Below are 11505 nucleotides of genomic sequence, written 5' to 3' on the forward strand. Positions count from 1 at the left end.
GAACAGGTTTGGTGCGTGCCGACAAGGGGCGCATGACGGCACCCTTCGAGTGGAAGGCCAGCCGGGACGGGAAATCGATGCCTAAAAAGGTTATGATCGTCGAGGACAACGAGCTCAACATGAAGCTCTTTCGCGACCTGATCGAAGCGAGCGGCTACGAGACGGTGCGTACACGCAACGGCCTGGAAGCGCTGGATCTGGCGCGGCAGCACAGGCCGGACCTCATCCTGATGGACATCCAGCTGCCCGAAGTGTCCGGCCTCGAGGTGACCAAATGGTTGAAGGAGGACGATGATCTCCACGTCATCCCGGTCATCGCCGTCACCGCCTTCGCGATGAAGGGCGACGAGGAGCGCATTCGCCAGGGCGGCTGCGAGGCATATATTTCCAAGCCGATCTCGGTGCCGCGTTTCATCGAAACTATCAAATCCTACCTGGGCGATGCCTGATGTATCTTTCCAGCCGAGCCGGAGCTTTGTGAAATGACCGCGCGGATCCTCGTCGTCGACGACATCCCAGCAAATGTCAGGCTGCTGGAGGTTCGGCTGCTCGCCGAATATTTCGAGGTTCTGACCGCCACCAACGGGCCGGATGCGATCGAGATCTGCGAGAACGGCAAGGTCGACGTCGTGCTGCTCGACGTGATGATGCCCGATATGGACGGGTTCGAGGTTTGCCGGCGGCTGAAGGGTGACCCGGCGACATCGCACATCCCGGTCGTGATGATCACCGCGCTCGATCAGGTTTCGGACCGGGTGCGAGGCCTCGAGGCCGGCGCCGACGATTTTTTGACCAAGCCGGTCAACGATCTGCAGCTGATGACGCGCGTCAAGAGCCTGGTCAGGCTGAAGTCGCTGACCGACGAGCTGCGGCTGCGTGCCTCGACGACGCGCAATATCGGCATCGAGGAGCTTTTGAGCCGCAACTTCGCGGCCGACGATGCGGTGCCAAAGGTGCTGCTGGTCGACGAGCGCAAATCCTCCTTCGAGCGCATCCAGAAGATGCTGCGCGGCAGTGCCGATCTCGACGTCGCCACCGATCCGCATGCCGGTTTCTTTCAGGCTGCCGAGTTGCCCTACGAATGCGTGATGATTTCGACGGCCTTCGCCGATTTCGACCCGCTGAGGCTCTGCTCGCAATTGCGCTCGCTCGATCGCACCCGTTTCCTGCCAATCATCCTTCTGGCGGACGAGGGCGAGGAGGGGCGCATCATCCGCGGCCTCGAACTCGGCATCAACGACTATCTGATGCGGCCGATCGACCAGCAGGAGCTGACCGCGCGGCTGCGCACGCAGGTGCGCCGCAAGCGCTACAACGACCAGCTTCGCGCCAGCGTCACCCAGACCATCGAGATGGCGGTGACCGATGCCCTGACCGGCCTGCACAACCGCCGCTATCTCGACAGCCATCTGCAGACGCTGTTCGACCGCGCCGTGGCACGGCGCCGGCCGCTGTCGGTGATGATCACCGATCTGGACCGCTTCAAGACCATCAACGATACGCATGGCCATGACGGCGGCGACGACGTGCTGCGCGAATTCGCGCGGCGGCTGCGCAAGAATGTGCGCGGCATCGACCTGGCCTGCCGCTTCGGTGGCGAGGAGTTCGTGGTGGTGATGCCGGACACGGACGGCGCGGTAGCCGAAAAGGTAGCCGAGCGCATTCGCGCCGAAATCGCCCAACTGCCGTTTGCCGTTGGCAGCGAGGGCAAAGCGATCGAAGTCACCGTCAGCGTCGGCGTGTCGTCGGTGCTGAAAGGGGTGGATACGGTCGCTGCGCTGATGAAACGCGCCGACCTCGCGCTCTACGAGGCCAAGAGCGGCGGCCGCAATCGCGTCGTCGCCAAGGCGGCATAGCCCGGACACCAATTAGCCAGTCAACGCGACAAGGTTACGAATTTACCTTAATCCAAGCGATTTGCGAGGCTTGGTTAAGAAACTGTTGATTTTCATAAGTTGGTGCGCAAATGTGCAGCCCTTAGACGTAACCGGCACGAGGCTAGATCGCCGGTTCGACCCGAAGAATACCCCATGATGCTCAGGTCCGCCGCATCTCCTGGGTCCGTGGGGTCGGCCGGCCGGCGCTGGCACATAGTGGCCTCCTCGTACCGCTGCCAAACGCCGGCCGGCCCCCAATTTCAAAACACATCAGGACTCTGTGTCAGCATCCAGAAAATGCTGGCTTTTTGCCGTGACAGGTAGGCCGCCTTTTGATCAGCACGCTGGGGGCGGTACGCATGTGCCTGCAGCCGATTGACAGAGCCTGTCTTCTATGCAGAAATTGGTTGGACCATTGAGCCATTTTTGGTGACCCGTTGGCATGACCGAATTCGGCCTTTCGCCCATACAGGCAACTGCTCGCGACGACGCGGTGCTCAAGGCCCTGGCCGGCTTTGTGATGCGGGAAGCCCTCGGGCCCGGCCAGAGACTGCCGACCGAACGCATCCTTGCCGAGCGCCTCAAGGTGAGCCGCAACACCGTGCGCGAGGCGCTGACGCGCTGGGAAGGGCTCGGCCTGGTCGAGCGGCGGCAAGGCAGCGGCACGTATCTCAAGGGAGTGGTGTCGCTGGACATGCTGCACATGCCGCTGACGCTGGCCGGCGGCAATGATTTCACCAGCCTGATGCAGACGCTGGAAATCCGCCGCGCGCTGGAGGCGGAAGCAGCCGCCCTTTGCGCCGTTCGCGCCGGCCAGGCAAATCTCGTCGAGATCGGGCGCAAGCTCGACATTATGGAGCAGGCCTTCCACACGCGCGCCGGCATGTCGGCGGAGGAGGACTGGGAATTCCACCAGTCGATCTACCGCGCTTCCGGCAATCCGCTGTTCGAGCAGATCATCGCCGCCATGCACGAGCTGTTCCACCGTTTCTGGGAGCATCCGCTCGGCGTGCGCGACTTCGGCCACGCCAGCTTTCCTTACCACCGCACCATCTACGAACGCATCGCCGCGCACGATCCGGAGGGAGCCCGGGCCGAGGCGCTGAAGCTGATCGCCACCGTCGAGGACGATCTGAAACGCGGTGCGGCCAAACTCAAACTCTCAGGCCAGAAATGAACGACCATCCCGCCGGTTTCGAAAACGACTATCTCGCCGAGGCTGCGACGCTTCTCGCCCATGACGAGCCTTTTCCCGGCGGTGCGGTGGTGCCGCCGATCTACCAGACTTCGCTCTTCACCTTCGCCAATTATGCCGAGATGGCCGACACATTCGCCGGCAGGCGACGCCAGCCGATCTATTCGCGTGGCGACAACCCGACGGTCATGGAGTTCGAGGCGCGTGTCGCGGCTCTCGAAGGCGCGGAAGCCGCGCGCGGCTTTTCCAGCGGCATGGCGGCGATCAGCGCCACGGTGCTTGCTTTCGTCGGTGCCGGCGAGCGCATGGTTGTCGTGCGCAATTGCTACGGCGATGCCTACCGGCTGTTCGAACGGCTGTTGCCTCGGCTCAACATCAAGGTCGACTATGTCGACGGTTCCGATCCGGACGCGGTCGCCGCAGCACTTCCCGGCGCCAAGCTGCTCTACCTGGAAAGCCCGACGTCGATGATGTTCGAGCTCCAGGACATAACGCATCTGGCACGGCTGGCCAAAGAGCAGGGCATCGTCACCTCGATCGACAATTCCTGGGCGACGCCGGTGTTCCAGAAGCCGATTTCACACGGTGTCGACCTGGTGCTGCATTCTGCCTCGAAATATCTCGGTGGCCACAGCGACACAGTCGCCGGCGTGGTGGCCGGTTCGGCTGCCCATATCCGACACATCAACGAGCAGACCTATTCCTATCTCGGCGGCAAGCTTTCGCCTTTCGAGGCCTGGCTGTTGCTGCGCGGGCTGCGCACATTGCCGCTGCGGTTGCCGCACCACATGAAGAGCGGGCTGACCATCGCCGAGCGGTTGAAGGCGCATGGCCATGTCGAGCGGGTCAACCACCCGGCCTATTCCAACCATCCAGGCAAGGCGACGCTTGCCGGCTATGCCGGGCTGTTCTCATTCGAAGTGACGGAAGACGTCGACATCCCGGCTTTCGTCGATGCGCTGAAACTCTTTCGCATCGGCGTCAGCTGGGGCGGCCATGAGAGCCTGGTCGTTCCGGCAAAGGCCTCGCTCGAGCAGACGCCGGGCCTGAATTCGATGGCGCGCTTCGGCGTCAGCCCGCGAACCATCCGCTTCAGTGTCGGATTGGAAAGTGTCGAAGACCTGTGGGCGGATGTCGCCCAGGCCTTCGACAGAGCAAAAAGATAAAAGGAGCCGTTCAAAATGGGAGTGCTGAACATGAAAAAACTGAGCATCCTTCTTGGTGCCGTCGCGGGTCTCGCGATTTCCGCCGGCAGCGTGCTGGCCGATTCCACCATCAAGATGGTCGAGGTCATTACCAGCCCGCCGCGTACCGAATTCCTCAAGAAGCAAATCGCCGAGTTCGAGACGGCCAATCCGGGCGTCAAGGTCGAGCTCGTGTCGCTGCCTTGGGGCCAGGCGTTCGAGAAGTTCCTCACCATGGTGCAGGCCGGCGACACGCCCGACATCGTCGAGATGCCGGAACGCTGGATGGGCCTCTACGCGACCAACGGCCAGCTCGAGGACCTCGGGCCATACATGGCCAAATGGGACGATGCCAAAACGCTGGGCGAGCGCGCCAAGCAGTTCGGCTCGACGGTCGACAACAAGCAGTACATGATCCCTTACGGCTATTACCTGAACGCGCTGTTCTGGAACAAGAAGCTGTTCAAGGAGGCCGGCCTGGACGGTCCGCCGTCGACGCTCGACGAATTCGTCGAGGACTCCAAGAAGATCTCGGCGATACCGGGCAAATACGGCTACTGCCTGCGCGGTGGCCCGGGCGCCTTCAACGGCATGCACATGTTCATGAACATTGCCGCTGGTAAGGGCGGCTATTTCAACGAGGACGGCACCTCGACCATCAACGAGGAAGGCTCGGTCAAGGGCCTGCAGATGCTCGCCGACATGTACAAGAATGGCCTGGCGCCGAAAGATGCGGTGAGCTGGGGTTTTAACGAGACCGTCACCGGCTTCTATAGTGGCACCTGCGCCATGCTGAACCAGGATCCCGACGCGCTGCTCGGCATCGCCGACAAGATGAGCGCCGACGACTTCGCCGTGGCGCCGATGCCGGTCGGGCCGAGCGGCAAATCCTATCCGACGCTCGGTTATGCCGGCTGGGCGATGTTCGCCAATTCCCAGCACAAGGACGATGCCTGGAAGCTGATGGCGACGCTGTTGTCGCCCAAGGACAATCTGGAATGGGCAAAGGAAGTCGGCGTCATTCCGATCCACAACGGCGCCGACCAGGACGCTCACTTCAGGACCGAGCAGTTCAAGGGCTGGTTCGAAGAACTGAACAACGGCGACAAATACGAGATGGTGACGCCGCCGACGCATCTGGAAAACCTCGGCAATTTCGTCGACCAGGTGGCGATCAAGAATTTTCAGGAAGTGCTGCTTGGCCAGAAGGCGGCCAAGGACGTGGCCGACGAATGGGCCAAGTTCCTGACCAAGGAACAGCAGGACTGGCTGGCCAAGAACAAGAAATAGCTTTTCTTCCTTCTCCCCGTTCACGGGGAGAAGGTGTCACAAAGTGACGGATGAGGGGCGGCGCCAACCCGTCGTGGCTCGTGCTGGCTCTCATCTGCCTGCCCGTCCTCCGCAGCAGCTGCGCTGCAGCTGCGGAGGGTGGACCGGCATCTTTTCCCGTAAACTGGGAGAAGGGCGCTGTCCTCGACGCTGCTTCAGGAGACAATCCAGCACCAATGACCTATGCCGTGTCCGAAATACGATCCGCCGGCAGACCGCGAAAGAAGCGGCTATCCCATGCCGCGATCGAGCCCTGGCTCTATCTCAGCCCGGCTATCGTGCTGCTGGTCGTCGTGCTCCTGGTGCCGCTGGTCATCGGTATCGGCTACTCGTTCCGCAAGTTCTCGGCATTCAAATCCGAATATGTCGGGCTTGGGCAGTATCAGGCGATGCTGTCGGATCCCGTGCTCGCGCAGGCGCTCGTCAACACGCTGTGGTGGACGGCAGCCAGCCTGTTCTTCCAGTTCTTCCTCGGCCTTGGCCTGGCGCTGCTGCTCGACATGCCGTTCCGGGGCAGAAAGATCGTGCAGGCGGTGGTGTTCCTGCCCTGGGCGGTGCCGTCCTTCCTGTCAGGCCTGACCTGGGCCTGGCTGTTCAATCCGATCATCGGGCCGCTGCCCCACTGGCTCTATGCATTGGGGCTGAAAGCCGAGCCGACCAACGTGCTCTCCGATCCCTCGACAGCCATGTGGGGGCCGATCGTCGCCAATGTCTGGTTCGGCATTCCCTTTTTTGCCATCACACTTTTGGCGGCGTTGAAGTCGATACCCTCGGAATTGCATGAGGCGGCGGCGATCGACGGCGCCTCGCCGTGGCAGCGCTTCACCAAGGTGACGCTGCCGTTCCTGGCGCCGACCATCGTCATCACCGTCATGCTGCGCACGATATGGATCGCCACCTTCGCCGACCTGATCTTCGTCATGACCGAAGGCGGGCCTGCCGGTTCGACCGCCACAGTGCCGGTCTATATCTACGTCAGCGCGTTCAAGTCGCTGGACAAGGGCTATGCCTCCGCAGTGGCGGTGCTGCTGCTTGTGCTGCTCATCGTCTATGCGATTGCACTGATCGGCATACGCCGCTCGCTGGTGAGGCACGTCTGATGATTGCAGGACGCTCCGTCTCCTCGCGCGTTCTCGGCGGCATCGGCCTCTACGGCGCCATCGGCGCCTATATGGCCTTCGCGCTGTTCCCGATCTTCTGGACGTTGAAGATCTCGGTCACGCCGGAGCGGCTGCTCTACTCCGAAGGCATCACTTTCTGGCCGTCGCAAACGACGCTGCAGAACTTCGTCACCGTGCTCGAAGCCACCGATTTCCCGCGCTACTTCCTGAACAGCGTTATCGTTTCGGTGTCGACGGCGGCCTTCGTAACGGTCATTGCCACGCTGGCCGGCTACGCCATGTCGCGATTTTCCTTCCGCGGCAAGGCGACCCTGGCCATTCTGCTTCTGCTCACCCAGACTTTTCCGCTGGTGATGGTCATTCCGCCGATCTACCGCATCATGGGGCAGATCGGCCTCATCAACAGCTTGACCGGCCTCGTCATCATCTACACCGCCTTCAATACGGCCTTTGCAACCTTCCTGATGCAGTCGTTCTTCGATGGCATTCCGCGAGACCTGGAAGAGGCGGCGATGATCGACGGCTGCACGCGCCTGCAGGCGATGCGCAAGGTGATCGTGCCGCTGACGCTGCCCGGCATGGGCGCGACGCTCGGCTTCGTCTTTACCGCCGCCTGGAGTGAGTTGCTGTTTGCGCTGATGCTGATTTCCAGCGACGACCAGAAGACCTTCGCGGTCGGCCTGCTCACCTATATCGGCAAATTCGCGGTCGACTGGGGACAGATGATGGCCGCTTCCATCCTGGCGCTGATCCCGGTCTGCATGTTCTTTGCCTTCCTGCAACGCTACCTCGTCACCGGCCTTACCGCTGGTGCCGTCAAGGGATAGATCGATGGCCTCCGTCACTCTCGACAAAGTCCGCAAAGACTATGGAGCCGTGCGCGTCCTGCACGCGGTCGATCTCGAAATCGCCGACGGCGAGTTCGTCGTCCTGGTTGGGCCATCCGGCTGCGGGAAATCGACCCTGCTGCGCATGATCGCCGGGCTGGAGGAGGTCTCCGACGGCGAAATCCATATTGGCGAGCGCCTGGTCAACGACATCGCGCCAAAGGACCGCGACATTGCCATGGTATTCCAGTCCTACGCGCTCTATCCGCATATGGACGTGTCGAAGAACATGGGTTTCAGCCTGATGCTGAGGAAGGCCGGCAAGCCGGCGATCGATGCAAGGGTGGACGGTGCCGCCAAGCGGCTCGGGCTCGATGCGCTTCTGCAACGCTTGCCGCGGCAATTGTCCGGCGGCCAGCGTCAGCGCGTCGCCATGGGCCGGGCCATCGTCCGCGACCCGAAAGTCTTTCTCTTCGACGAGCCGCTTTCGAACCTCGATGCCAAGCTGCGCGTCCATATGCGTGCCGAGATCAAGGCGCTGCACCAGCAATTGAAGACCACTTCGGTCTATGTCACCCATGACCAGATCGAAGCAATGACAATGGCCGACCGTATCGTCGTCATGCATGACGGCCTCGTCCAGCAAGTCGGTGCGCCGCTCGATCTGTATGACCGGCCGGTCAACATGTTCGTCGCCGGGTTCATCGGCTCGCCCGGCATGAATTTCCTGCCTGCCGTGGTTGAAAAGACCGCCAAGTCGGATGCCGGACTGGCCGACGGCCAGAAGCTGCGGCTGCCGGACGGGTTGCCGCTCAGGGATGGCGATGCGATCACCGTCGGCTTACGGCCGGAGCATATCCGGCTTGCCGACAATGGCGCGCTGAAAGGCGAGGTGGGCGTAGTGGAGCCGCTCGGCCTGTCGACTCAATTCTACACCAAGCTTGCCGGCCAGCAGGTGTGCGTCTTCGCCATGGGTCGGGCCAGTGTGAAACCGGGTGAGGCCGTGCGCCTGTCGGCCGACCCGGCGTCGCTGCATCTGTTCGATCCGGCAAGCGGTGATCGCATCGGCTAGTCCTGCATCCCCGAAACGAAAAACGCCGCCCGGAAGGCGGCGTTTCGGTACTGCGAGAGAAAACCGGATTACTTGATCTTGGTTTCCTTGAACTCGACGTGCTTCTTGGCGACCGGGTCGTATTTGCGGAACGACAGCTTGTCCGTCTTGGTGCGGCTGTTCTTGCTGGTCACGTAGAAGAAACCGGTGTCGGCGGTCGACAGAAGCTTGATCTTGATGTTTGCGGCTTTGGCCATGATGTTCGTCCGTTAATGTTCGTGGAGTTTTGGCCGCTGGAGCACGGGGAAACACCCGGACGCGGGAAACTTGCCGCGACACATAAAGAACGCGCCCGGAAAGTCAACCCTTGTCCAGGTTCAAGCGTCTTCCGTGACTGGCAGCGCCTTCTTCCAGTCTCCAGTCGTGTTCCACCAGCGGTTCGGGTTGGCGCGGTCGTCGAGACCCTTGGAGCGGCTGGCAAGCAGCGGCTGAATGCGGATCACCGGCTCCTGATAACTGTGAACCTGGTAAATCGCTTCGACGACGCGAGCGGCGAGCTTCTGGTCGTCGGGCAGTTCGAACGACACCTCGACAGTGCCCGGCCGCCTGCGCAATTCCGTCTCGGCGCCGGCGGCGGCACCTTCAAGCGGCCGGTAGCGTTCGATGCCGTCCGCTGCCTGAAAGGCATTGCTGTCATATTTGCCCATTCTGAGCGGCGCGATCGCGACCACCGCCTCCATGATGCGGTCGACATCGGCGGCCGGTGCCTGAAAGGTCACCAGCAGCAGCAATTCCATCCGCAGCGATTTCGTCTCAAAGCCACTGTCGATCATCCGAGGTCTCCCTGCTTATGCACTTTGAGGGAGCATATACGCGAGCGCTCCTGACATGGTGGTGTCAGTAGTTAGTCAGCAGTGGGAGCAATGTCGGCAGCGGGCCCACTCAGAGGATTTTGCGGAGCAGCCTGGTGCCAACCAGCACGATATAGCAGGCGAAGAACAGGCCGAGCGCCCAACCGAAGCCCGACGGCCCGAAAGCATCCATGCCGATGCCGATTGCCTGCGGGCCAAGCACCATGCCGACACCGTAGCAAAGCACGAAGGCGGCGTTGGCGGAGGCCAGTTCGTGGCCGGAAAGCTGGGAACCGAGATGCGCCAGACCGATCGTGTACATGGCGGCGACCACGCCGCCCCAGACGAACAGAAGCGCTGCCATCAAGTGCCAATTCTGCGCGAAGAACGGCATAAAGACGGTGCCGACAAGCCCGACCGTGGCACAGGCCATCAGCAGATAGCGGCGGTCGCTGACGCGGTCGCTGATCATGCCGATCGGGATCTGCAACAGCACGTTGCCGAGCCCGATCATAGTGAGCAAAAGAGCTGCGTCGGCCTCGGAGTAGCCGATGCGGTTGCCGTAGACCGGGAACAGCGCAAAGCCGCCGGTCTCGACCGCACCGAACACCAGCACGGCCGCGGTCGCCGTCGGCACCAGCCAGATATAACGCAGGAAATTGCTGGTTTCGCCGTCGGCGACGATCGTCGGGCTCTCGTTGCGTGCTGCCAGAACCGGTATGGCAGCGAGCGTCACCAAAGCGATGGTGACGCCGAAGGGCAGGAAGCCGCTGCTGCCGAGATGAGCGAACAGCCATGGCCCGGCGGCAAAGCCGAGAGACAGCACGGTGGCATAGATGCCGAGGACCAGTCCGCGCCGGTGTGGCGGCGCCGAGGTGCTGATCCAGAATTCTGAGAGGATGAACAGCACCGTCAGCGCGACGTGCAGCAGGACGCGCAGCGGAAACCACATCCAGAAAGCTGGCGCGAAATGGAAACCGACAAAGGCCAGCGCCCCGGCGACGATCATGGCAAGCATCGTCCAGGCGACCCCGAACCGCATGGCAAGCGGGGTGGCGAGCGGCGCGCCGGCGATCGAGGCGAGGCCGGCGACCGCGGTATTGAGACCGATCATCGACGCCGAATGACCACGCGTTTCCAGGATGACGCTGAGCAGCGGCATGCCGAGGCCGATGGCGATGCCGACGACGCTGATCGAAGAGATCGCCGCGACCATCGGCAGCCAGTGTACGCGTTCCTCGCTCTGCGGCTGGGTATCGACTGTCATGGAATGCCTGGCTGCTCTAGAGAATTTCGCGGACGAAGCGATTGCGGACAAGCCGATAGAACGGCACGGGACCGCCGGGCCTCAGCAGCGGATCCTGGGCGAGCCGCGTTTCCAGCTCCTCCAGGACCGTGCGCGTGATGTCTGGAACGTCGGCTTGACTGGCCTTGGCCAGCGGCAGCCAAACGACGTCTTCCAACTCGTTGGTCGGACCGCCACCCGGCAGTTCCACGGCGACGTCGTCGCGCCATGCGGCGAGAAAGCGCGTATCGAAGCGGCGCACCCGGTTGGGCGGCGTGATGGCGCGTGCGACGAAGCGCAGCGCTTGCAGTGATGGAATAACACTGTGTTCGACAAAGCCCTGCCAGTCGCGCTTGGCGGTCGCGAAGGCGCCTTTTTGGCCAATCAGCAGCCCGGCCTCCTCATAGGTTTCGCGGATCGCCGACAAAGCAATGGCACGGGCGCGGGCAGCGCTGGTGCGGCCGATGCCCGCGGTCAATCTCGCTTCTTCGTCAGGGTGCAATGCAGTGGCTACGGGGATACGGCTGTCGGCCGGATCGGTGCGGCCACCGGGAAACACGAATTTTCCAGGCATGAAGGCGTGGCGGGCATGGCGACGGCCCATCAGCACCAGCAACTCACCGTCCTTGCGGTCGAGCAGGATCAGCGTCGCGGCGTCACGGGGGCGTATTGGCTGGCTGTCGAGCGCGATTGCGCTTCGCTCAACCTTGTCGACTTCCGCCTTGGTCATGCCGTCCATGCGCTCGACCTAGCGGAATCTTCTCTCATGCGAAAGTGGGCTTCAT

12 protein-coding genes are annotated in these 11505 nt (G+C 62.3%); 8 read left to right on the forward strand and 4 right to left on the reverse strand.

The window, feature by feature from the left end; translation table 11 throughout:
- Window positions 1-32 precede the first annotated feature (32 nt).
- The 8 genes from NKI50_RS02450 (at window position 33) to NKI50_RS02485 (ending at window position 8605) form a co-directional block, all read left to right on the forward strand.
- Window positions 33-449, forward strand: a complete 417-nt coding sequence (locus NKI50_RS02450; RefSeq protein ID WP_348625950.1) for a response regulator — start codon at window positions 33-35, stop codon at window positions 447-449.
- A 33-nt stretch (window positions 450-482) separates the two neighbouring features.
- A complete protein-coding gene (locus NKI50_RS02455) occupies window positions 483-1856 on the forward strand; it encodes a PleD family two-component system response regulator (RefSeq protein ID WP_023720114.1) in 1374 nt (457 codons plus the stop codon).
- Window positions 1857-2319: 463 nt separating this feature from the next.
- Window positions 2320-3054 carry a FadR/GntR family transcriptional regulator gene (locus NKI50_RS02460; RefSeq protein WP_023720113.1) on the forward strand — a complete coding sequence of 245 codons (735 nt, stop codon included), beginning with the start codon at window positions 2320-2322 and terminating at the stop codon, window positions 3052-3054.
- Complete coding sequence (locus tag NKI50_RS02465) at window positions 3051-4238, forward strand: PLP-dependent transferase (protein WP_023720112.1); 1188 nt, start codon at window positions 3051-3053, stop codon at window positions 4236-4238. Before NKI50_RS02460 ends, NKI50_RS02465 begins: the two co-directional genes overlap by 4 nt.
- A gap of 30 nt (window positions 4239-4268) precedes the next feature.
- Window positions 4269-5546 (forward strand): ABC transporter substrate-binding protein, encoded by a 1278-nt coding sequence (locus tag NKI50_RS02470; RefSeq protein WP_023720111.1) that lies wholly within the window; start codon window positions 4269-4271, stop codon window positions 5544-5546.
- A 215-nt stretch (window positions 5547-5761) separates the two neighbouring features.
- Entirely contained in the window at window positions 5762-6685 is a 924-nt protein-coding gene (locus NKI50_RS02475) for a carbohydrate ABC transporter permease (RefSeq protein ID WP_023720110.1), read from the forward strand.
- On the forward strand, window positions 6685-7533 hold the full coding sequence (locus NKI50_RS02480; RefSeq protein ID WP_023720109.1) for a carbohydrate ABC transporter permease: 849 nt from the start codon (window positions 6685-6687) through the stop codon (window positions 7531-7533). The genes NKI50_RS02475 and NKI50_RS02480 overlap by 1 nt, the downstream gene beginning before the upstream one ends.
- A 4-nt stretch (window positions 7534-7537) precedes the next feature.
- On the forward strand, window positions 7538-8605 hold the full coding sequence (locus NKI50_RS02485; protein WP_023720108.1) for an ABC transporter ATP-binding protein: 1068 nt from the start codon (window positions 7538-7540) through the stop codon (window positions 8603-8605).
- 68 nt (window positions 8606-8673) lie between these two features.
- Here the strand turns inward: NKI50_RS02485 and rpmG are convergent, their stop codons facing one another.
- The 4 genes from rpmG to NKI50_RS02505 all read right to left on the reverse strand — a co-directional run bounded on the left by rpmG (window position 8674) and on the right by NKI50_RS02505 (window position 11459).
- The gene (gene rpmG, locus NKI50_RS02490) at window positions 8674-8841 is read right to left on the reverse strand and encodes a 50S ribosomal protein L33 (protein WP_006201775.1); all 168 of its coding nucleotides are present in this window, start codon (window positions 8839-8841) and stop codon (window positions 8674-8676) included.
- A 120-nt stretch (window positions 8842-8961) separates the two neighbouring features.
- Window positions 8962-9417, reverse strand: coding sequence for a YqfO family protein (locus NKI50_RS02495; RefSeq protein ID WP_352642681.1), 456 nt, complete (start codon window positions 9415-9417; stop codon window positions 8962-8964).
- A 109-nt stretch (window positions 9418-9526) separates the two neighbouring features.
- Window positions 9527-10702: an MFS transporter gene (locus tag NKI50_RS02500; protein WP_023720106.1), complete on the reverse strand. Its 1176-nt coding sequence runs from the start codon at window positions 10700-10702 to the stop codon at window positions 9527-9529.
- 16 nt (window positions 10703-10718) lie between these two features.
- Window positions 10719-11459, reverse strand: a complete 741-nt coding sequence (locus tag NKI50_RS02505; RefSeq protein ID WP_023720105.1) for an NUDIX hydrolase — start codon at window positions 11457-11459, stop codon at window positions 10719-10721.
- Window positions 11460-11505: the final 46 nt, after the last annotated feature.

The organism is Mesorhizobium sp. M0563 (assembly GCF_040321065.1).
GTDB lineage: Bacteria > Pseudomonadota > Alphaproteobacteria > Rhizobiales > Rhizobiaceae > Mesorhizobium.

Excerpts from the sequence above, each read along its gene's own strand:
- NKI50_RS02450 (WP_348625950.1), top strand. The coding sequence starts at position 33 with ATGACGGCACCCTTCGAGTGGAAGGCCAGCCGGGACGGGAAATCGATG.
- NKI50_RS02455 (WP_023720114.1), top strand. The coding sequence starts at position 483 with ATGACCGCGCGGATCCTCGTCGTCGACGACATCCCAGCAAATGTCAGG.
- NKI50_RS02460 (WP_023720113.1), top strand. The coding sequence starts at position 2,320 with ATGACCGAATTCGGCCTTTCGCCCATACAGGCAACTGCTCGCGACGAC.
- NKI50_RS02465 (WP_023720112.1), top strand. The coding sequence starts at position 3,051 with ATGAACGACCATCCCGCCGGTTTCGAAAACGACTATCTCGCCGAGGCT.
- NKI50_RS02470 (WP_023720111.1), top strand. The coding sequence starts at position 4,269 with ATGAAAAAACTGAGCATCCTTCTTGGTGCCGTCGCGGGTCTCGCGATT.
- NKI50_RS02475 (WP_023720110.1), top strand. The coding sequence starts at position 5,762 with ATGACCTATGCCGTGTCCGAAATACGATCCGCCGGCAGACCGCGAAAG.
- NKI50_RS02480 (WP_023720109.1), top strand. The coding sequence starts at position 6,685 with ATGATTGCAGGACGCTCCGTCTCCTCGCGCGTTCTCGGCGGCATCGGC.
- NKI50_RS02485 (WP_023720108.1), top strand. The coding sequence starts at position 7,538 with ATGGCCTCCGTCACTCTCGACAAAGTCCGCAAAGACTATGGAGCCGTG.
- rpmG (WP_006201775.1), bottom strand. The coding sequence starts at position 8,841 with ATGGCCAAAGCCGCAAACATCAAGATCAAGCTTCTGTCGACCGCCGAC.
- NKI50_RS02495 (WP_352642681.1), bottom strand. The coding sequence starts at position 9,417 with ATGATCGACAGTGGCTTTGAGACGAAATCGCTGCGGATGGAATTGCTG.
- NKI50_RS02500 (WP_023720106.1), bottom strand. The coding sequence starts at position 10,702 with ATGACAGTCGATACCCAGCCGCAGAGCGAGGAACGCGTACACTGGCTG.
- NKI50_RS02505 (WP_023720105.1), bottom strand. The coding sequence starts at position 11,459 with ATGGACGGCATGACCAAGGCGGAAGTCGACAAGGTTGAGCGAAGCGCA.